The 21,202-nt window shown below is 47.4% G+C and carries 17 protein-coding genes; 16 read left to right on the top strand and 1 reads right to left on the bottom strand.

From position 1 onward, the window contains the following. Nucleotides 1-5: 5 nt before the first annotated feature. Nucleotides 6-1,103 carry a ribonuclease H-like domain-containing protein gene (locus tag H8S80_RS17005; RefSeq protein ID WP_117632533.1) on the bottom strand — a complete coding sequence of 366 codons (1,098 nt, stop codon included), beginning with the start codon at nt 1,101-1,103 and terminating at the stop codon, nt 6-8. A 240-nt stretch (nt 1,104-1,343) separates the two neighbouring features. Between H8S80_RS17005 and ruvA the strand changes: the two genes are divergently transcribed. From ruvA to H8S80_RS16925, 16 genes are all read left to right on the top strand, one after another. Next, nucleotides 1,344-1,952: a Holliday junction branch migration protein RuvA gene (gene ruvA / locus H8S80_RS17000; RefSeq protein ID WP_002603757.1), complete on the top strand. Its 609-nt coding sequence runs from the start codon at nt 1,344-1,346 to the stop codon at nt 1,950-1,952. A 21-nt stretch (nt 1,953-1,973) separates the two neighbouring features. Continuing rightward, nucleotides 1,974-2,969 carry a Holliday junction branch migration DNA helicase RuvB gene (gene ruvB, locus H8S80_RS16995; RefSeq protein WP_002603758.1) on the top strand — a complete coding sequence of 332 codons (996 nt, stop codon included), beginning with the start codon at nt 1,974-1,976 and terminating at the stop codon, nt 2,967-2,969. Nucleotides 2,970-3,085: 116 nt separating this feature from the next. Beyond that, nucleotides 3,086-3,526 carry a cell division protein ZapA gene (locus H8S80_RS16990; protein WP_002603759.1) on the top strand — a complete coding sequence of 147 codons (441 nt, stop codon included), beginning with the start codon at nt 3,086-3,088 and terminating at the stop codon, nt 3,524-3,526. A gap of 70 nt (nt 3,527-3,596) precedes the next feature. After that, nucleotides 3,597-5,858 (top strand): U32 family peptidase, encoded by a 2,262-nt coding sequence (locus H8S80_RS16985; RefSeq protein ID WP_117632534.1) that lies wholly within the window; start codon nt 3,597-3,599, stop codon nt 5,856-5,858. A 6-nt stretch (nt 5,859-5,864) separates the two neighbouring features. Continuing rightward, the gene (locus tag H8S80_RS16980; RefSeq protein WP_117632535.1) at nt 5,865-7,193 is read left to right on the top strand and encodes an FtsW/RodA/SpoVE family cell cycle protein; all 1,329 of its coding nucleotides are present in this window, start codon (nt 5,865-5,867) and stop codon (nt 7,191-7,193) included. Beyond that, nucleotides 7,180-8,607, top strand: coding sequence for a peptidoglycan D,D-transpeptidase FtsI family protein (locus H8S80_RS16975; RefSeq protein WP_117632536.1), 1,428 nt, complete (start codon nt 7,180-7,182; stop codon nt 8,605-8,607). Before H8S80_RS16980 ends, H8S80_RS16975 begins: the two co-directional genes overlap by 14 nt. 440 nt (nt 8,608-9,047) lie before the next feature. Further along, nucleotides 9,048-9,500, top strand: a complete 453-nt coding sequence (locus H8S80_RS16970) for an NUDIX hydrolase (protein ID WP_002603763.1) — start codon at nt 9,048-9,050, stop codon at nt 9,498-9,500. A 288-nt stretch (nt 9,501-9,788) separates the two neighbouring features. Further along, complete coding sequence (locus tag H8S80_RS16965) at nt 9,789-11,282, top strand: carboxypeptidase M32 (protein ID WP_117632538.1); 1,494 nt, start codon at nt 9,789-9,791, stop codon at nt 11,280-11,282. 109 nt (nt 11,283-11,391) lie between these two features. Next, nucleotides 11,392-12,321 carry a cysteine synthase A gene (gene cysK, locus H8S80_RS16960; RefSeq protein WP_117632539.1) on the top strand — a complete coding sequence of 310 codons (930 nt, stop codon included), beginning with the start codon at nt 11,392-11,394 and terminating at the stop codon, nt 12,319-12,321. 231 nt (nt 12,322-12,552) lie between these two features. Next, nucleotides 12,553-13,395 (top strand): tyrosine-type recombinase/integrase, encoded by an 843-nt coding sequence (locus tag H8S80_RS16955; protein ID WP_117632540.1) that lies wholly within the window; start codon nt 12,553-12,555, stop codon nt 13,393-13,395. A gap of 238 nt (nt 13,396-13,633) precedes the next feature. Further along, a complete protein-coding gene (locus H8S80_RS16950) occupies nt 13,634-13,978 on the top strand; it encodes a helix-turn-helix domain-containing protein (protein WP_117620537.1) in 345 nt (114 codons plus the stop codon). Between the two features lie 182 nt (nt 13,979-14,160). Beyond that, complete coding sequence (locus H8S80_RS16945) at nt 14,161-16,326, top strand: polysaccharide biosynthesis protein (protein WP_347979765.1); 2,166 nt, start codon at nt 14,161-14,163, stop codon at nt 16,324-16,326. A gap of 51 nt (nt 16,327-16,377) precedes the next feature. Then, nucleotides 16,378-17,625, top strand: a complete 1,248-nt coding sequence (locus tag H8S80_RS16940; protein ID WP_117632542.1) for a DegT/DnrJ/EryC1/StrS family aminotransferase — start codon at nt 16,378-16,380, stop codon at nt 17,623-17,625. A gap of 35 nt (nt 17,626-17,660) precedes the next feature. Beyond that, complete coding sequence (locus tag H8S80_RS34025; RefSeq protein WP_117632543.1) at nt 17,661-19,007, top strand: 3-hydroxyacyl-CoA dehydrogenase family protein; 1,347 nt, start codon at nt 17,661-17,663, stop codon at nt 19,005-19,007. Nucleotides 19,008-19,045: 38 nt separating this feature from the next. Continuing rightward, nucleotides 19,046-20,302 carry an acetyl-CoA acetyltransferase gene (locus tag H8S80_RS16930; protein WP_117632544.1) on the top strand — a complete coding sequence of 419 codons (1,257 nt, stop codon included), beginning with the start codon at nt 19,046-19,048 and terminating at the stop codon, nt 20,300-20,302. A gap of 7 nt (nt 20,303-20,309) precedes the next feature. Then, nucleotides 20,310-21,197: a UDP-3-O-(3-hydroxymyristoyl)glucosamine N-acyltransferase gene (locus tag H8S80_RS16925; RefSeq protein ID WP_117632545.1), complete on the top strand. Its 888-nt coding sequence runs from the start codon at nt 20,310-20,312 to the stop codon at nt 21,195-21,197. The last annotated feature ends 5 nt before the right edge of the window (nt 21,198-21,202 follow it).

Here is a 21,202-nt window from a genome sequence, read left to right as displayed (position 1 = left end):
CTCCTCTATTTACTGCACAGGTAATCCAGCAAATGGCGGACGTAACCGCCGTTTCGTTCCTGTTCTGCAAACTGCCTGTCATCATATGGAAAGTATGTGATCCGGTCCTTATACTCCTTTTGAAGAACCGGATCAAAGATGGGAGCAAACTGGGGCAGATAACAGCCGGCCCGGCGCGTATAACAGGTCTTTGCCGTTGCCTTGATGCGGGCTTCCCTGTCCACGTATTCGGCGACGCTCTTATGGATCGCCCGGTCCTCATAGATCAGGTAGTAGTAATTTTTGTAATCAGGATAAAAATACTTAAGCTCCCCTTCATACAGATCGACAGTGGCGGTGAGCTGCCCGCCCTTCGCTTCGAGATCGGCCACGGAGGAGGAACGGGAAAATGGAACCGGCACGGTATAGTCGCTTTGGTAAACCAGTTTGAGGGCGTGATATTCCCGGCCAAAGAGATCGTTCCGTGTCAGAAGCTCCTGACCTTCCAGTGTGAAGCCGTGTTCCAGATAGTCCGGATAATTGAGTATCGGCAGGATACCAGGCATCCCCCGGAGATCGTCGGCATTATGTAAGAGAAGCATGTCCAAAAGCACCTGCTCGTGCGAAAATAAATAATCCTTATATACTTCAATCAGCTGGCCGCCGGAGTAGATATCTTCCCGCCCGACGCCGAGAAACTGTTCGATGGCTTTCTGTTTCATGCTCTCCAGGCCAAGCAGGTTCCGGTAAGGGCGGATTTTTTTATAGATATCCAGACTCGTCACTCCGGAAAAATCGTAAGGCAGGTCGTAGGCGCGGCAGCGCTTTAAAAGATAAGGAATATCGAAGCCGTCCCCGTTAAAATGCACGACGATAGGGAAACGTCTCAGAAATTCAAAGAAGGTGACAAGCACCTCTTTCTCGGCAGACACGGTGTCGGCAAACCACTGAACCAGGTTCCACCGGCCGCCCTCGTAATAGACGCATCCGACTAAATACAGGTTGGAATATTCTCCGGAAAATCCGGTCGTTTCTATATCAAAAAATAAAAGGTCTTCCCGCTTCCCGAGACGGTCCAAAGGGTATGTCTCAGGGAAAAGCGGTGTTTCGTGTATGGTAATCATCGTGATGTCTCCTGAAATCCGTTTTTATAAAGCCATTATATCATAAAGAAAAAATTCAGGAAAGACTTAAACCGGTCTTTTTAAGTGTGGATTTTCCGGAAAAATGGATTTCTTCCAGGCTGTGGACGGTAACCGCCGGGCGGGAAAACAGAATATTTGTTCGATTAACTGCTTGCATATGAATACACGGTATGATATGATAAAAGGCAAAGCAGAGAAGAAAAAAAGGAGACTGAGCGCGTGATTTCTTATGTAAAGGGACCTCTGGTCGATATCTTTGAAGACACCGTGATCATTGAAGCGGGATACATCGGTCTGGAAATCCATGTACCGTTATCCGTACTGGACCGCTTGCCGGGTATTGGTATGGAGACGATTTTGTATACATATTTTCAGGTGAGGGAAGACGGGATGTGCCTTTATGGTTTCTTAAACCGGCAGGACTTACGGATGTTTAAGCAGCTGATCAGCGTCAGCGGGATTGGACCGAAGGGGGCGCTGGGCGTTCTGTCGGCCATGACGCCTGATGATTTGAGGGTCGCTATTATTTCCGGCGACGCGAAGGCAATTTCCAGGGCGCCGGGGATCGGAGTGAAGACGGCCCAGCGGGTGATTCTGGATTTGAAGGACAAGATTGATATGGCGGATGTTCTGCCTGCACAGTTTGCGGCAGCGGAAGGTCCCGAGATATCAGCCGGAGGTGTGGCCAAAGAGGCGATCGAAGCGCTGGTTGCGCTGGGATATTCCCAGACCGAGGCGAACCGCGCGGTAGGCAAGGTGGAAGTGACTGAGGACATGACCTCCGAGGATGTCCTGAAGGCGTCGCTGAAGCATCTGGCATTCCTATAAAAACAGCAGGTAGATGAGAAGATGGAACGAAGAATCATAACGACAGAAGTTACGGAAGAAGATAAGCGGATCGAGCCCAACCTCCGTCCGCAGAGTCTGAACGATTATATTGGCCAGGAGAAGCTGAAGGCCAACTTAAAGGTGTATATCGACGCGGCGAAGGCCAGGGGAGAATCCCTTGACCATGTGCTGTTTTACGGACCGCCGGGACTGGGGAAGACAACCTTATCCGGGATCATTGCCAATGAGATGGGCGTGAACATGAAAGTGACCAGCGGCCCCGCGATTGAGAAGCCGGGGGAGATGGCGGCCATATTGAATAACCTCCAGGAAGGCGATGTCCTGTTTGTGGATGAGATTCACCGGCTTAACCGTCAGGTGGAGGAAGTCCTGTATCCGGCCATGGAGGATTACGCAATCGACATCATGCTGGGCAAGGATTCCGCCGCGCGTTCGATCCGCCTGGATTTACCCAGGTTTACTCTGGTCGGTGCAACCACCAGGGCGGGACTCTTGACGGCCCCGCTGCGGGACAGGTTCGGCGTGGTACAGAAGATGGAATTTTATACGCCGGAGGAGCTGGAGATTATCGTCTGCCACTCGGCTAAGGTATTAGAGGTGGAGATTGAGCCGGAAGGCGCCGCGGAGATCGCCAAGCGCTCCAGAGGTACGCCGCGGTTGGCGAACCGTCTGTTAAAGCGGGTTCGTGATTTTGCCCAGGTGAAGTACAACGGCGTGATCACGAAAGAGGTGGCAGATTTCGCACTGGATATTCTGGATGTGGATAAGTTTGGACTGGATAACAATGACAGAGCCATCTTAATCACAATGATAGAGAAATTTTCAGGAGGGCCTGTGGGGCTTGAGACGCTGGCGGCTTCTCTCGGCGAGGATGCAGGGACTTTGGAGGACGTGTACGAGCCCTATCTGCTGATGAACGGGTTTATCAACCGAACGCCCCGCGGCCGTGTGGCGACGGAACGGGCGTATCACCATCTGGGACTTGCTCTGGAATAGCTGCGAACAGGAAGAAATGTAAAAACTCAGTGCAGGAAAACACTTTGACATCCGTGTAAAATATGGTATATTATGATAAGAAAGCGATACAGCAAAAGATAACAGGAGAGCATGACATGGATACCAAGCACTATACCGAGGTTTTAATAGATGGAAGAATATATACTCTGGGAGGCACCGAGGATGAGGGCTACATGCAGCGTGTGGCCAGCTATATTAATGAGATGATCACAACGCTTAAGAGGCAGGAAGGTTTTACGAAGCAGAGTGCAGAGTACCAGACCGCCATGGTAGAACTGAATATGGCGGACGATTACTTCAAGGCGAGAGAGCAGATCGCGCAGCTGGAGCGGCTTAAGCATGAGATGGAAAAGGAAGTCTACAGCCTGAAGCATGAGCTGGTGACGACCCAGATGAAGCTGGAGGCTGCGAATAAGGAGCTGGCAGCGGGCAGAACTTCCAGACAGGCGGCATCTGCCGGGAATGCTTCGGAGAGTAAGAAGAACGCAGGTCAGACCGGCGGCACAGTCCGGACAGGCAGTGAGAATAAGGAATAAAATCGGGGGATGTCTCATGAGCAGGGAGACATCCCCTTATTATTAGAAAAAGTTTAGCAGGGAGGCTTACGTGAAACAGAAAAGAGTAGAGATTCTCGCTCCGGCGGGGTCATTGGAAAGTATGAAGGCAGCAGTGGCGGCAGGGGCAGACGCGGTCTATATCGGCGGCAGCAGGTTTGGAGCCCGCGCTTACGCGGATAATCCGGAAGAAGACCGTCTTTTAGAGGCGATTGATTATGCCCATCTCCATGGATGCAGACTGTACATGACCGTGAACACGCTCATGAAGGAAACGGAGCTGGCAGATTTATATGCGTTTCTGGAGCCTTATTATATGCGGGGAGTCGATGCGGTTATCGTTCAGGATATGGGGGCGTTTGCGCTGATCCGAGAGCGATTCCCGGATCTGCCGGTTCACGCCAGCACGCAGATGACCATAACTGGAGTGTATGGAGCACGCATCCTGAAGGAACTGGGCGCGGAGCGTGTGGTGACTGCCAGGGAATTGTCTCTGGAGGAGATCGCGGGAATTCACCGGGAAGTGGACGTGGAGATCGAAAGCTTTGTCCACGGAGCGCTTTGCTACTGCTATTCGGGGCAGTGTCTGTTCAGCAGCCTGATCGGCGGACGAAGCGGCAACCGGGGAAGGTGCGCCCAGACCTGCCGCCTGCCTTACGACGTGAAACGGGACGGGAAGACTCTGAATGGGAAGGACAGCCGGTATGTGCTGAGTTTAAAGGATTTATGCACCCTGGATCTCATTCCCGATATGATAGAAGCGGGAATCTATTCCATGAAGATTGAAGGCCGGATGAAGAGTCCGCGCTATACGGCCGGAGTGGTGGAAATCTACCGGCGCTACACGGACCTTTATCTGGAACGGGGACGGGCCGGTTACCGGGTGGATGAAAAGGACAGAAAGCGCCTTCTGGAGCTGTTTGACCGCGGGGGCCAGACGGACGGATACTACCGCCGCCATAATGGAAAAGATATGGTGGTATGGAAGGAAAAACCATCCTTCCGCGAAGGCAACCAGGAGCTGTTCGATTATCTGGATAAGAATTTTGTGGAAAAGCAGCAGCAGGAGCCGATCCGGGGAACAGTTGTTCTGGAGACGGGAAAGCCCGCATTGCTGGAGCTTTCCTGCGGAGACTGCCGCGTGTCCGTGTCAGGTGATCCCGTTCTGGAGGCGTTAAAACAACCCATGGACGAGGCCAGAATCAGAAAGCAGCTGGAAAAGACCGGGAATACTCCATTCTATTTTGAAACGCTTACCGTAGAGCTTGCCGGAGAAGTCTTTCTTCCGGTGCAGTCTTTGAATGATCTGCGAAGAAGAGGGCTGGAAGCACTGGAAGACGCAGTGCTTAAGCAGTACCGCCGCGAGGCGCCGCAAGCGGTGGAAACAGTGCCGCAGATGGTGGAAACAGTACCGCAGTCGGTGGAAACAGTGCCGCAGACGGTGGAAACGGCGGACGAAAAGAATCGCGGTACGGTGGAGACTGCCAACCGCAGAGAAAACGGTTTGGCGCGTATTTTCGTTTCCCTCGAGCGCCCGGACTGTCTCAGTGCAGTTCTTGATAATCCTCATGTGAAGCGAGTCTATGTGGACGCGGCTGAGTTCGGGCCGGAGCTTTGGAAAACGACGGTCTCGGCCTGTCACGACGCGGGAAAAGAGTGTATGCTGACGATGCCCCATATCTTCCGGACCGAGGCGGAACGGTATTTCGAACGCAGTCAGAAGGCTTTTTGCGAAGCCGGATTTGACGGAGTGCTGATCCGTTCCATGGAGGAGATCGGATATTTGAAGGAACATGGCCCGGAAATCCCCTGGGTTTTCGACTATGGGATGTATGGAATGAACGACAGAGCGGAATCCTTTCTTATGAAGATGGGTGCCGCAGAGCTGACCTGGCCGGTAGAATTAAACGAGAGAGAGCTTTCCCGGCTCTCCAAACCTGGCGAGTTGATTGCATATGGCCGTCTGCCCATGATGGTGACGGCGCAGTGCATTCACCAGGGAACGGAGAAGTGTGATAAAAAGCCGGGGCTTCTTATGCTGAAAGACCGTATGGCCAAGGAATTTCCTGTGAAGAATCACTGTGCGTTCTGCTATAACACGATCTATAATGCGGCGCCGGTATCCCTCCTGGGAATGGAGAAACAGATCAGGGCACTGGCTCCGGCGGCGGTAAGACTTCAGTTTACCGTTGAGACACCGCAGGAGACGGCGGCGGTGATCCGGTGCTTTACAGACAGCCTGCTGTCGGGAAAACGGGTGGAACAGCCCTTTGGAGACTTTACAAGAGGACATTTTAAACGCGGTGTGGAGTAGGAGCCTATGGTGAATCTGATTGTCGATGTTTCCAGGTATTTGATGATACTGCTGATTGCGGTGTATACCTGGTTGAATTTCCGGTATTTTTCTTTCCGGGACGAAGGAAAACAAAAGAAGATATGCGGACGTCAGAACCGGTGCATGTTTCTGATTCATTTTCTGGCATACGGGATTCTGTGGCTAAAAACGGAAGATGAGCGCATCCTCGCGTTTTATGTGGCGCAGGTGGTATTTTTTCTGTGCTACATTTACGTTTACCGCCTGTTCTACCACAATGTTTCGCGGCTTCTGGTCAACAACATGTGTATGCTGCTCAGCGTGGGCTTTATCATTCTGACGCGGCTGTCCTTTGACCGGGCGCTGAAACAATTCGTGATCGTGCTGGCGGCCGCGGTTATTACCTGGATTATACCGTTTATTATGGACCGGGTGTGGCAGCTGTCGAAGATTCCGTGGGTCTATGGGATCCTGGGACTGCTCCTGCTCGGCGTCGTGCTGATTACCGGGATTAGCAGCTATGGAGCTCAGCTTTCCATTGGAATCGGAGGCTTTACCTTCCAGCCATCTGAATTCGTAAAAATCAGCTTCGTCTTTTTCGTGGCGACCATGTTTTACCGTTCCACGAAGTTTAAGACGGTGTGCATGACTACGCTGGTGGCCGCCCTTCATGTACTGATTCTGGTGGCTTCCAAGGATTTGGGAAGCGCATTGATTTTCTTCGTAACCTACGTGCTGATGCTGTTTGTGGCTACGGGGAAATGGGTGTATCTTCTGGGCGGAGCAGGTGCGGGGGCCGCGGCTTCGGTGCTGGCCTATCAGCTCTTCGATCATGTCAGGGCGAGGGTGCTTGCCTGGAGAAATCCATGGTCGGATATTGAAAATAAGGGATACCAGATTACCCAGTCCCTTTTCGCCATCGGTACGGGCGGGTGGTTCGGCATGGGACTCTGCCAGGGAATGCCAGGGAAGATACCGGTGGTGGAAAAGGACTTTGTATTTTCCGCCGTTTCGGAGGAACTGGGAGGAATCTTTGCCCTGTGCGTTCTGTTCATCTGCTTCGGATGCTTTCTGCAGTTTATGATGATTGCCAGCCGCATGAAAGCGGTGTTTTACAAACTGATTGCCTTTGGCCTGGGAACGGTCTATATCGTCCAGGTATTTTTAACCGTGGGAGGCGTGACGAAGTTCATTCCCTCTACCGGAGTGACCCTTCCCCTGATGAGTTACGGCGGAAGCTCTGTGTTCAGCACGTTTATTCTGTTCGGAGTCATGCAGGGGCTGTATATTTTAAAACAGAATGAAGAGGAAGAAAAACAATATGAAAAAGGCTGACCCGAATCCCAAGGCAAACCGCCATATTCTGATGATTACCTATGCGGTGGCGGCTCTTTTCGCAGGACTGGTCCTGTATTTTGCCTTTTTTCTTCAGATAAAAAGTGAAAATGTGATCAACAATTCCTACAACGCCCGGCTCGACAGCTTTTCGGACCGGGTGGTAAGGGGAGAAATCTTAAGCAGTGACGGAAGAGTTCTGGCTCAAACAAATGTGGACGAGAACGGCGGTGAAACGAGGTATTATCCCTATGATGCCATGTTCTCCCATGTGGTTGGGTATTCTACCAAGGGAAAGACCGGCCTGGAGGCACTGGGTAACTTTTATCTGCTGACCAGCCACGTGAATCTGGCCGAGCAGGTAATCAATGAGCTGTCGTCCGTTAAAAATCTCGGGGACAATGTGATCACGACTCTCGACGTAGACCTCCAGAAGGCGGCGTATGACGCTCTGGGCAGCCGGAAGGGTGCGGTGGTCGCTATGGAACCGGACACCGGGAAAATACTCGCCATGGTCTCAAAACCGGACTACAATCCCAATACGCTGGCTGCGGACTGGGACGCTCTTGTGGCAGGCGACAACAGCGAGGGACAGCTGTTAAACCGCGCCGCTCAGGGGCTCTATCCGCCGGGCTCGACGTTCAAGATCGTGACGGCATTGGAGTATATAAGGGAGAATCCGGAGAATTTCAGGGATTATCGGTTCGACTGCAGCGGTTTTTTTCACTATGAGGATTACACGATAAAATGTTACCATGAGACGGCGCACGGCAGTCAGGACTTTGTCCGGGCTTTTGCAAATTCCTGCAACGGCGCTTTTGCGAATCTCGCCTTGACGCTGGATTTAGGAAGGCTTAAGACCACGGCGGATCAGCTTCTGTTCGATACGCCTCTTCCCATCGCCATTCCATACAGTCAGAGCGCCTATACGCTGACGCCGGACGGCGATACGTGGCAGATACTTCAGACCTCCATCGGACAGGGGCAGACCCAGATGACACCCATACATGGCGGCATGATCGCGGCAGCCATCGCAAACGGCGGCACTCTGATGAAGCCGTACCTCATCGACCACGTGGAAAATGTGGGAGGTGATGTTATTAAAAAATTTATGCCCCAGTCATACGGCAATCTGATGACCGCGGAGGAGTCGGCCAGCTTAACAGAGCTTATGCGGGCCGTTGTAACGGAAGGAACCGGTTCCGCGGTGCGTACGGATGCCTATACAGTGGCGGGTAAGACGGGATCGGCGGAATTTGACAAGGACAAGGAGACTCACGCATGGTTTATCGGATTTGCCCCGGCGGAGCATCCGAAGCTGGTGGTAAGCGTGATCGTGGAGGAAGGCGGTTCCGGGGGAAAAACGGCCGCTCCAATAGCCAGATCGCTGTTTGATACCTACTTTTCGAGATGATAAGTTCCGTTTCACGATCCGTCTGGAGTTTTCGGTACCCGGTCTCTGCTTCCCGGTCTGCCCCGGCTGGCTCCTGCGACCTTTCCAGTGACTTTGCAGGGGATTAGCAATTCTTAACGCGCGGGATTTTTCGTTCAGGGGAAATGCCCACCTGTCTGAGCGCAGCGAGTTTGGGCATTTCTCCTGGCTTTTAGAAAAATTCCGCACGTTTAGAAGTGCTTATGCCCGAAACCGGAACTGGAAAGGTCGCAGGAGCCAGCCGGGGCAGACCGGGAAGCAGAGGCCGGGCACCGAAAACTCCAGACGGATTGTGAAATGGAACATGACAAGAACACTCTTGCATATAAGTTTAAAAAGAGGTATACTATACCCAGTCTGTGAGACACACCAAAACCGGAATCCCGGACAGGGATGCAAGGTTTCAGTCTGGAGGAATTGCAATGATAGAGGCAACGAGCTGTGGCGGTGTGGTTATTTTTCGAGGTAAAATTCTGGTTTTATATAAGAATTATAAGAACAAATATGAAGGTTGGGTTTTGCCAAAAGGAACTGTAGAAGCGGGAGAAGAATATAAGGAGACGGCCCTTCGTGAAGTGAAGGAAGAGACGGGAGTCAGTGCGTCGATTATTAAGTATATCGGAAAGAGCCAGTACTCCTTTAACACGCCGCAGGATATGGTGGAGAAGGATGTTCACTGGTATCTGATGATGGCGGACAGCTATTACAGCAAACCACAACGGGAAGAGTATTTTATCGATTCCGGGTATTATAAGTTCCACGAAGCGTATCATTTACTGAAATTTTCCAACGAGAAACAGATTTTGGAAAAAGCCTATAATGAATATCTGGATTTAAAAAAGAGCAACTTATGGGGGAATAAGAAGTATTTTTGATGCATGGAATCGTGGATATACACGGATCACACGAAAAAATGGATGCAGGAATGCCGGAGATACCGGTTTCCTGCATTTTTCGTTTTTTAGCGTATGCTGGCGGAGACATCGGCAGATGGATAGTAGTAATTTCTGAGTTTTCGTATATACTGTTTGGTAAGACTGTCTCTTACCGTTTGCAGCATACCTCGTGGGCCGGATTTCCATACTTTACAGGATATGGCAGAAGAGGTATACTGAATACATGTTTGACAGAATATGAATAAAGAAGCAAGGAGATAAGGCATCATGAGCAAAGCATATGAAAGACTGGAAAAAGTACTGGAAAAGACAATGGCGTTACAGACCGCTCTGATTTTGTTTGAGTGGGATAATGAGACGCTGGCACCCGAGGAAGCCGGAGCCCATACGGCCAGAGTGATCGGAGCTTTATCTGAAGAGTATTACAACATGGTGGCAGGCGACGAGATGAAGGAAGCCATCGAAGCGTGTGAGAAGGAAGAGGGCCTCACAGATGTGGAGAAAGCCATTGTGAAAGAGGCGAAGGAGACGAGAGAACAGCTTGTCTGCATCCCGGCGGAGGAGTACCGCGATAACGCACAGCTGGTATCGGAGGCTACGAGAGTGTGGTCTAAGGCGAAGAAGGAGAATGATTTCGACAAATTTGTTCCCACTCTGAAAAAGGTAGTGGACTACCAGAAGAAATTTGCCTCCTACCGCGCAAAGGATGGCGTAAAACTCTACGATTCCATGCTGGATCTCTATGAGAAGGACTTTAACATGGAATTGCTGGATCAGTTCTTTGATGAGCTGAAAGAGGCCATCGTTCCCCTGATCCGTGAGATCAAGGAGCGTGGAAAGAAGATTGAAAACGCCTTCTTGACAGGAGATTATCCGGAAGAGAAGCAGAGAGAGCTGGCGGAATTTCTGGCAGAGTACGTGGGCTTTGATTTTAATAAGGGCGTGCTGGCAGTCAGTGCCCATCCATTTACGACGAATTTGCACAATCATGACGTAAGAATTACGACCCATTACAGCAACCATGTGGACAGCTCCCTGTTCTCCGTGATCCACGAGGCGGGCCACGGAATCTATGAACTCGGTATCGGCGACGATCTGACACAGACACTGGTGGGCCAGGGCGCTTCCATGGGAATGCATGAATCCCAGTCCAGATTCTTCGAAAATATTATCGGCCGCAACGCCGCCTTCTGGGTACCGCTTTATGAGAAGCTCCAGTCCATTTTCCCGGAGCAGTTAAAGGGAGTCAGCAGGGAACAGTTTGTGGAAGCCATCAATAAGGCAGAACCGGGCCTGATTCGTACGGAGGCGGATGAGCTGACATACAGCCTTCACGTTCTGATCCGATATGAGATCGAGAAGATGATCATCGAGGAAGACCTGGATTTAAAGAAGCTTCCGGAGATCTGGGCGGACAAATACGAGGAATACTTAGGAATCCGTCCTGAAAATGCCTCCGAAGGCGTACTGCAGGATATTCACTGGTCTCAGGGCTCCTTTGGCTACTTCCCATCCTATGCGCTGGGCAGTGCGTTTGGGGCACAGCTGTATTACCATATGAAGAAAGAGATGGATTTCGAGGGCCTTCTGGAGAGAGGGGAGATCGGAGTAATCCGTGAATATTTACGGGAAAACGTCCATCGTTTCGGCAAGCTGAAGACCAGCAGAGAAATTCTGAAGGATACGACAGGAGAAGATTTCAATCCGAAGTATTACATTCAGTATCTGAAGGAAAAATACAGCCGCTTATACGATTTATAGAAATATTTTCCATAATCACAAAAAAACAGTTGACAAATGGCAGTAACAAGACTAAAATCAGTAAAAAGAATTCATATAAGAACACTATGAATTGGAAAAGAGGATGATTATGGAAAAGATCAGAAAGAGTGCAATGGAACTGATTGGCAGCACCCCGCTGGTGGAGCTGACTAATTATGAGAAGAAGCATCAGCTGAAGGCGTCCGTCATCGCAAAGCTGGAGTATTTAAATCCGGCAGGCAGTGTGAAGGACCGTGCTGCGCTGTTCATGATTCTTGACGCGGAAGCGGCGGGAACCTTGAAACCGGGCGCAACCATTATCGAACCGACTTCCGGTAATACCGGCATTGGCATTGCCAGCATCGCGGCGATGAAGGGCTACCGTGCAGTTCTCACCATGCCGGAAACCATGAGCGTGGAGCGCCGGAATTTACTGAAGGCCTACGGTGCGGAGATTGTACTGACCGATGGCAAGAAGGGGATGAAGGGAGCGATCGCGAAGGCAGAAGAGCTGAGAGACGAGATCCCCGGATCCGTTATCATGGGGCAGTTTGATAATCCGGCGAACGTGAAGGCTCATAAGGAGACGACCGGTCCTGAGATCTGGAGGGATACCGATGGCACTGTGGATATTTTCGTAGCAGGAGTCGGAACCGGCGGAACGATTACCGGAACCGGCGAATATTTAAAGAGCCAGAAGCCTGACGTGAAAATCGTAGCGGTAGAACCGGAGGGATCTCCCATTCTTTCCGGCGGAAATCCTGGTCCTCACGGACTTCAGGGCATTGGCGCCGGATTTATTCCAACGATCCTGAACCAGGATATTTATGATGAGATCATTTGTGTGAAGGACGAAGATGCCTATGTGACCGGTCGTGAGATCGCTCAGAATGAAGGAATTCTGGTTGGTATTTCATCCTCGGCAGCGGTATGGGCTGCAAAGGAACTGGCCAGAAGACCGGAAAATGAAGGGAAGAGAATCGTTGTTCTGCTTCCCGATACGGGAGACCGGTATTTCTCTACGCCGTTGTTCTCCTGATGTATATAGAAAAAGTTCGCCGCAGGAATGTGATTGGTTCCTGCGGTTTTTTCGTATCATTAAGGTGCTTTTTTTGTGGTATAGATGGTTTTACGATACCTCATCGGCTTGTTCCTATACGGCTGATGGGGCATTTTTATGCATGAAGCTATGGGGGTGTGCTAAACTTAATTGCGGCAAAGGGAAATGTATGAGTATGCAACAATACGAATGGGGAAAGAGGTAGAAGGAATGAATGGACTTAAGATTAAAAGAACAGAAGTTGAAGAATTTAAAAAATATTTAATTATGGAAGAGAAAAGTAAAATAACGATTAAAAAGTATATTCATGACATCGGATGCTTTTTAAGCTATATAGGGAAAAATCCGGTGACAAAAGAACGGATCATCAGCTACAAGGAGTCCCTGCAAAAAAAATACAGCGCAAGAAGTGTGAACACTATGCTTGCGTCCTTAAACAGTTTCTTTCGCTGGCTGGATCATCCGGAATTTCTCGTTAAGCAGTTAAAAATACAGCAGCAGGCCTTTTGCCTGGAGGAAAAAGAACTGACGAGACAGGAGTATGTCCGCCTGGTAAAAGCAGCGAGAAGGACCGGCAATATCAGGCTGGAGATGATCCTGCAGACGATCTGCTGTACGGGAATTCGAGTGAGCGAGCTGAGTTTCGTGACGGTAAAGGCTGTCAGGCTGGGATACGCAGAGGTGTGCTGTAAAGGGAAAAACAGAAGGATCATGATACCGGGAAATCTGAGAAAAAAACTGCTTCTTTACATTCAGAAAAATGGAATCGAAAAAGGGAAGGTGTTTATCACGAAGGCCGGCAATACCATGGACAGAAGCAATATCTGGCGCAAAATGAAAGGTCTGGCGAAAGAAGCCGGGGTTCTGGCCGATAAAATATTTCCGCATAATCTCCGTCACCTGTTTGCCAGAAGCTTTTACGAAATTGATAAGGATATTGCGAAGCTCGCAGATGTGTTGGGGCACAGCAGTATCAATACAACAAGAATCTATATGATTTCCACTGGAGAGGAACACCGGAGGCAGCTGGAACGGCTGCGGCTGGTGGTTTGAGGGGATACAACATAATAAATATTATGTTGTAAGTATAACTATTAGATCTGTTTTAAACCGAAACTCCATATTATACTAGCACGCATTTCGACTTTTTACAACTCTTAAAATCCAAAATTCCCTAAAATATGTGAATGAATTTTTAAAACACCGTTATCCGAATGTTAGCGGCAGGCGACTTATCGTCCTATATACAACATAATATTTATTATGTTGTTTGGGCGAAAGGCGGGATGAAATGGTTACCTATAACAGGCAGGAAGTAGGCAAGCGTCTGGGCTGCCGTCGACGCGAAATGGGACTGACCGGGGAGGAAATGGGAAGAAGAATCGGGAAGAATGGCCGGTATTACCGTGATATTGAGAATGGCCGATGCGGCATGTCTGTTGAGACATTAATTCTTCTTTCTGAGGAGATGGGATTGTCACTGGATTATCTGATCTACGGCGCCTCGCCTGATGACAGCGGCGACCGGCTGGATGAACAGAAGCAGATTGTAAATAGATTGTCCCACTGCAATGGACGCATTCGCGAGGGGGCGGTGAATCTGTTGAAGGTTTATTTGGAATCTGTTCCAAAGTGATACGGATAAAAGTAATCCCGATTATATACAACCCGATAGATGCAATGAACAGATAACCTCGAAGTTTTTCGGGGTTAGGGGAGAATGGAGTATGAAGTACAGTGAAAGTTAATACAAATGAACGAAAGAATAATGACAAAGCGTTAAACCATGCAAATGATAATACCTCAAAAAAAAGACATATCGAACATTGGAAAGTAGTCGCTTTCTATCTCATCATATATGACATAATCGCAGTGAATTTTTCTTACTTTTTTGGTTTGTGGCTGCGGTTTGATTTGCGTTTTTCGAATATCCCACAGACATACCTTAATTCATACTTGAGATTTGCACCGTTCTATACGGTGTTTGTGTTGGTTGTATTTTATGCGCTGCATCTGTATAAAAGCCTATGGAGATTTGCCAGCTTTAGTGAATTAAATCGAATATTTGCATCGAGTGTGATTACTACAGTATTTCATATTGTATGCATCACGTTGCTCATTAAGCGTATGCCGATTTCTTATTATGTGATTGGTGCAGCCATGCAGCTTGCATTGGTAACTGCAATACGATTCGCTTATCGCTATATTACGTTGGAAAGGACGCGAAGAGAACGGAATGTGAGCGCTGTCCATAATGTAATGGTGATCGGTGCTGGTGCCGCTGGACAGGTGATATTGAAGGAACTGAAAAGTTCAACGGAAGTTATGGCAAAGCCATGCTGTGTAATTGATGATAATCCTAATAAATGGGATCGGTTTATGGAAGGCGTGCCGATCGTTGGCGGGCGCGATTCGATTATGGAATCGGTCGAAAAATATAAGATCGACCAGATTTTATTAGCGATTCCAACCGCATCTCCAAAGGATAAGAGGGATATTTTAAATATCTGTAAAGAGACCCATTGCGAGCTGAAGAGCCTGCCGGGAATATACCAGCTGGCCAATGGCGAGGTATCGCTGAGTAGGATGAAGGCAGTGGCAGTAGAGGATTTACTTGGAAGAGATCCGATCAAGGTAAATATGGAAGAAATATTCCAGTATATCAAAGGAAAGACCATACTTGTCACAGGCGGAGGCGGTTCCATTGGTAGTGAACTATGCCGTCAGATCGCCGGGCATGAGCCGAAACAGCTGATTATCTTTGATGTTTATGAAAATAATGCCTATGACATTGAACAGGAACTGAAAAGAAAATATAAGGAAAAGCTGAACCTGGTTGTTCTGATCGGTTCGGTGCGGGACAGCAGAAGAATCAACATGGTATTTGAGATGTATAAACCGGATATCGTATACCATGCGGCCGCGCATAAGCACGTTCCGTTGATGGAAACCAGTCCAAATGAGGCAATAAAGAATAATGTTGTAGGAACCTATAAGACAGCTTATGCTGCGTTAAAACATGGCACACAGCGGTTTGTGCTGATCAGTACGGATAAGGCTGTCAATCCGACCAGTATTATGGGGGCGAGCAAGCGACTCTGTGAGATGGTGATTCAGAGCATGGATGCGATCAGCAAAGAAGGTAAGATGGAGCTGCTGCCGTTTTTGCATGCGCATGTCAATAAAACAATAGATGGGCAGGTTGTGCCTGATCCGGTGGATCATATGGGGGTTGATGGTCTGGGGGAAGGAGACAGTCTGGATAGTGCTGGCAGTGGAAGCAATAAGGATATAAATAAAATTGGTGTGGTACCTGATTATGTTGAAAGCAAAGAGAACCTGCAGCTTCCAAAGGGAAAGGGAGCGCAAACACAATTTGTAGCAGTACGATTTGGCAATGTGCTTGGAAGTAATGGGTCGGTTATTCCGCTGTTTAAGAAGCAGATTGAAGCAGGCGGACCGGTTACTGTTACGCATCCGGATATTGTTCGGTATTTTATGACAATACCTGAGGCGGTAAGCCTTGTGATGCAGGCAGGAACATACGCAAAGGGCGGAGAGATATTCGTCCTGGATATGGGGGATCCGGTTAAAATTGATACGCTGGCTCGAAACCTGATTAAATTATCCGGGTATGAACCCGAAGTTGATATCCATATGGCATATACAGGCTTAAGACCTGGTGAAAAGTTGTTTGAAGAGAAACTGATGGCTGAAGAAGGAATGCTTAAAACGGACAATGAGCTGATTCATATTGGGAAACCGATTCCATTTGATAAAGGGGTGTTCTTGACACAGTTGGAGCAATTAGCCAAGGCGAGTTATGAGAACAGTAATCGCATTATCGAGATGGTTGAGGAAATTGTTACGACATTTCGGCCGGTGGGGGATAAGCCTACGGGGAATGAGGTTGTGAGAAAGAGTCAGGGTGGAAGTGCGATGGTGGAAGCGGCGGTTACGAGTATAACAGGGGGCAGAAAATAAGGCTTTGGAGAGTGTAAGAGAAAGAAACGACTGGAAGAGGAGCAACAGGATATGTTTAATCATGTGAATAATTTTAAACCGTTTAAGAAGCACCTGTGTCTGTCCACCCCGACAATGCATCAGGAATGCTTTGATTACATAAAAGAGGCTTATGAAACAAATTGGATGTCTACCGTTGGCGCTAATATTGATGAGGTAGAAAGAATAACGGCTGAAAAAGTCGGAGTCAAATACTGCGTTGGTTTATCGGCGGGTACAGCTGCACTTCATATGGCGGTAAAGTTAGCGGGTATATGCCCAGGCCAAAAGGTTTTTTGCAGTGACATGACTTTTAGTGCGACCTGCAATCCGATTGCATATGAGGGCGGAGTTCCAGTGTTTATAGATACGGAGTATGATACCTGGAATATGGATCCGGTCGCTCTGGAAAAGGCATTTTCGATTTATCCGGATGTAAAAGTAGTTATGACTGCTCATCTTTACGGCACTCCAGGTAAGATTAATGAGATTAAGTCTATTTGCAATAAACATGGAGCCGTGATAATCGAAGATGCAGCAGAATCTCTTGGTGCTACATATAACGGGCGCCAGACTGGTTCCTTTGGCATGGTCGGCTGTCTGTCAGCAAATGGCAATAAGATAATCACAGGTTCGGCCGGCGGGATGCTGGTAACGAACAGTCATGAAGATGCAGAGAAGGTAAAGAAATGGTCTACACAGAGCCGGGAAGCGGCGTCATGGTACCAGCATGAGGAGATTGGTTACAATTATCGTATGAGTAATGTAATTGCCGGTGTAATTCGAGGACAGTTCCCGTATCTGGAAGAACATATTGCCCAGAAAAGAGCAATTTATGAAAGATATAAAGAAGGACTGAAAGATTTGCCTATTATGATGAATCCTTATGATTCAAAGAACAGTATGCCCAATTTTTGGTTATCAGCCCTTACTATAAATAGAGAAGCAATGTGCAGACAGGTATTGGGAGAACGTGAAGCCTTGTATATACCGGAGCATGGAAAAAGCTGTCCAACGGAGATTTTGGAGGCGATTAGCAGCATTAATGCAGAAGGAAGGCCGATTTGGAAGCCAATGCACGCGCAGCCGATCTATATGAACAATCCGTTTATTGTAAAAGATGGTAACGGCAGGGCGAGGACAAATGCTTATATTGAAGGCGGCTGTCTGGATATTGGTATGGACATCTTTAACAGAGGATTATGTCTGCCTTCAGATAATAAAATGACTGTGGAGCAGCAGAATAGAATCATCGAGGTGATTCGGGCTTGCTTTGAGTAGAATTATTTAGAAATTTAACATATAGGAGGCCTATTTTGAGAACTGAAAAAGCGGAAACTATTAAAATAAATACGGTGACAGTCCTGGGGGCTAACGGCGCTATGGGGAGAAATATTGCTGCAATTTTTGCTTCGTTTGGAAATGCTAAAGTATATCTGGTAAGCAGGAGTATGGAGAAGTCTATAGCGGCGAAGGATAAGGCTTATCTGTCTGTCCGTGCTGAAAGTGTCAGGGAGAAAATGATCCCAATAGATTATGAAAATTTGGAAGATTGTATCAGAGATTCAGATCTCATCTTTGAAGCTTGTACAGAGGACTGGAGCGTGAAAGAAGATATCCATACGCGTATTGTAAACGCGGCAGGAAGCAATGCCCATGATAAAGTATTTTGCTCTGGTACATCAGGTCTTTCTATTACAAAATTGGCAGAACTGTATCCAAAAAAATACCGGCATCAGTTTATGGGGATGCATTTTTTTAATCCACCTTATCAAATGACGCTTTGTGAGATGGTCCCAACAAAATATACAGAAGAAAATACATCATTTTTTGAACGGATGAAAATCTACGCAGATCAAATACTTCATAGAACTGTGGTGGAGACTGCAGATTCACCTGCGTTTCTTGGAAATAGAATTGGATTCCAGTTTATTAATGAAGCACTGCTGATGGCGGAAAAGTACAGGTACAATGGTGGGATTGATTATATCGATGCTATTCTTGGACCGTTTACCGGGCGCTCCATGCCACCACTTGTAACTGCTAATTTTGTAGGTTTGGATGTCCATAGAGCAATTGTTAAGAACCTCTATGATAATACTGATGACTATGCTCATGAGACCTTTATTCTTCCCGCATTTCTCCAGAAATTGATAAATGATGGTAAAACTGGTAGAAAAGCAGGCGCCGGTTTATACAAAACCGTAATTCACGACAGCGGACTGAAAAGTCATCAAGTTTATGATATTGCGCATGGATATTATCGGGATCAGATGAAATACACGTTCCCATTTGTAGAAGAGATGCTTTTGTTTTTACAAGTAGGAAATTATGCATCAGCATTTCGGGCGTTGGTAGAGAATCAGTCTGCAGAAGCGAGACTATGCTGTGAGTTCTTATTAAAGTATATTGTGTACAGTTTGAGTGCGGCAAAGGAAATCGGCTGTGATATGGTTGCAGCGGATGATGTTATGGCAGCAGGATTCCATTGGTGTCCCCCCCTGGCGCTGGTGGAGGCAATCAGCACCATTACTGATATTGAGAAACTTTGTGAGGAGCGTTTGGAACCGAAGATTGTTGATAAGATAAAAAAACAGCAATTGCTGGCTGGGGCAGAACGGTCCCGTTATGATTATAGAAAATTTGTTCTGGCTAAACGATGATTCAGTGTATCAGAAAAATAAGGTGCGGAGTGAAAGATATGAGTAAAGTATACGTATTAGGCGGTGCCCAAACCGATTTTGAAAGAAATTGGACAAAAGAGGGGAAGAATGTTATTGCTCTCTTAAAAGAAGTTATGACAGATGCACTCGATCAGGTGGGAGTCTGTTTTTCCGATATTGAAGAATTGAATAAAGATAATCGGGTTGCCTGTTTCGTAGGGAATTTTATTGCAGAAGATTATATCAGTCAGGGACATTTAGGAGCGCTGCTTACAGAGGTATCCCCAGCGCTATATGGTGTGCCCTCTGCAAGATATGAAGCAGCATGTGCCTCAAGTTCTGTGGCATTGGATGCAGCTATTACTAAAATAAAGGCTGATGAATATGATTTGGCAATCATTGTGGGATGGGAATTGATGAAGACAGTCGATTCTAAAGTCTGCGGAGATATCTTGGGAAGAGCTGCTTACTATGAGAAAGAGGGCAAAGATGTGTCGTTTCCGTTTCCTAAGCTGTTTGGAAAACTGGCAGACGAAACAATCATTAAGTATGGACTGAATGAAAAGCGATATCTTGATGCACTGGCTAGGGTGTCAGAGATTAATTATGGAAATGCCAAGAGGAATCCATTGGCACAGACCAGGAACTGGTTCATGAACTACGATCAGGCTAGCTGCAGAGGGACAGAAACAAATTCTTCTATTGGTGGAAGGCTGGCCATATCGGATTGTTCACAGGTAACAGACGGTGCAGCGGTAGTTGTGTTGGCAAGCGAGCGGATGATCAAAGAGATGGGATTAGACAATGTTCCGTATGTAAAAGGGTATGGGCATAGGACGGCCCCCATGCTGTTTGAGAAAAAAATCCATGAACAGCCGGAAAGCAGATATATTCTTCCGTGGACACGACAGGCGGTTCTGGACGCATATAGGAGAAGTGGTATGGGTGTGGAAAACATTGATGTGTTTGAGACCCATGATTGTTTCACATCGTCTGAGTATGCAGCGATCTCAGCCTTTGGTATTACAGAGCCTGGATATGAGTATGAAGCTGTTGAAAATGGAATGATTGCATTTGATGGTGCGAAGCCTATTAATCCCAGTGGTGGGCTGATCGGGTGTGGTCATCCTGTTGGCGGAAGCGGCTGTCGAATGTTTTTAGACCTTTATAAACAAATTAGCGGAAATGCCGGAGGATATCAGGTAATTAGAGGGGATAAAGTACCGAGCAATGCTATGATGCTGAATATTGGAGGAACTGCTACGACAAACTATGTGTTTGTCGTAGGAAGGTAAAAATGCAATGGAAAAGAGATATTTTGAAGTACATGCGGATACGTATGTGAAGGATAAGGACTTTATTATATATAGACCGGCATCTTTAAATAATCCAAAGGATAATGCTGTCATGTTCGTGACAGAAGGCTTTATGAAATATTCTAAAGTACTTTTAAATTGCAGAAATTGTCTTGTCTTTTGGCCTCGGAACATTGAAGTGTCCAATGCAATATGTGACCGTCATGCAATATTCTTATGTGATAATCCTCATAAAGAATATTGTAGATTTTATCGTAATAATAAGATCACTTATTTTCCTGAAATGGATGAGATTGATACTGTAAATGGGGCATTTATTGCAAAGAATGCAGTTATTGGCAGAAATTGCCGAATCCTTCCCGGTTCGTATATCGGCAGAGAAGTTGAAATCGGTGATAATTGTTATATTGGAAGTGGCGTAAGGCTGGTGGGTGAAGTACATATTGGAAATAATGTGGTAATCAGGGAGAATTCAGTTATAGGTGCAGATGGATTATCCACTGATAGGGACGAGAATGAAAAAGCACTTACTATGCCGCAATTCGGTGGAATTGTTATAGAGGATAATGTGCAGATCGGAGCGCTTACGGTGATAGCACGCGGTGCTATTGATAATACAGTTATTAAGAGCGGAGCAAAGATAGATAATAGTGTATTTATATCTCATAATGTCCAGATTGGAAAAGATACCTTTATAGTAGGCGAAACTATAATGTTTGGAAGCTCCTCCACAGGAAATCGTGTATTCATCTCTGGAAATTCAACAATCCGTGACGGGAGACATATTGGAGATGGCGCGAGGATTGGAATGGGATCAGTCGTTGTGAAAAATGTAGATAACTATACGGTTGTTAAAGGGAATCCAGCGAGGTGACGGAC

It is taken from the genome of Hungatella sp. L36, from assembly GCF_014288035.1.
Note: the sequence above shows the minus strand (reverse complement) of the source record. Positions and strands in the feature narration are given on the sequence as shown.

Coding starts and splice junctions, on each gene's coding strand:
- H8S80_RS17005 (WP_117632533.1), bottom strand. CDS start 1,103: ATGATTACCATACACGAAACACCGCTTTTCCCTGAGACATACCCTTTG.
- ruvB (WP_002603758.1), top strand. CDS start 1,974: ATGGAACGAAGAATCATAACGACAGAAGTTACGGAAGAAGATAAGCGG.
- H8S80_RS16990 (WP_002603759.1), top strand. CDS start 3,086: ATGGATACCAAGCACTATACCGAGGTTTTAATAGATGGAAGAATATAT.
- H8S80_RS16980 (WP_117632535.1), top strand. CDS start 5,865: ATGGTGAATCTGATTGTCGATGTTTCCAGGTATTTGATGATACTGCTG.
- H8S80_RS16975 (WP_117632536.1), top strand. CDS start 7,180: ATGAAAAAGGCTGACCCGAATCCCAAGGCAAACCGCCATATTCTGATG.
- H8S80_RS16970 (WP_002603763.1), top strand. CDS start 9,048: ATGATAGAGGCAACGAGCTGTGGCGGTGTGGTTATTTTTCGAGGTAAA.
- H8S80_RS16965 (WP_117632538.1), top strand. CDS start 9,789: ATGAGCAAAGCATATGAAAGACTGGAAAAAGTACTGGAAAAGACAATG.
- cysK (WP_117632539.1), top strand. CDS start 11,392: ATGGAAAAGATCAGAAAGAGTGCAATGGAACTGATTGGCAGCACCCCG.
- H8S80_RS16955 (WP_117632540.1), top strand. CDS start 12,553: ATGAATGGACTTAAGATTAAAAGAACAGAAGTTGAAGAATTTAAAAAA.
- H8S80_RS16950 (WP_117620537.1), top strand. CDS start 13,634: ATGGTTACCTATAACAGGCAGGAAGTAGGCAAGCGTCTGGGCTGCCGT.
- H8S80_RS16940 (WP_117632542.1), top strand. CDS start 16,378: ATGTTTAATCATGTGAATAATTTTAAACCGTTTAAGAAGCACCTGTGT.
- H8S80_RS16930 (WP_117632544.1), top strand. CDS start 19,046: ATGAGTAAAGTATACGTATTAGGCGGTGCCCAAACCGATTTTGAAAGA.
- H8S80_RS16925 (WP_117632545.1), top strand. CDS start 20,310: ATGGAAAAGAGATATTTTGAAGTACATGCGGATACGTATGTGAAGGAT.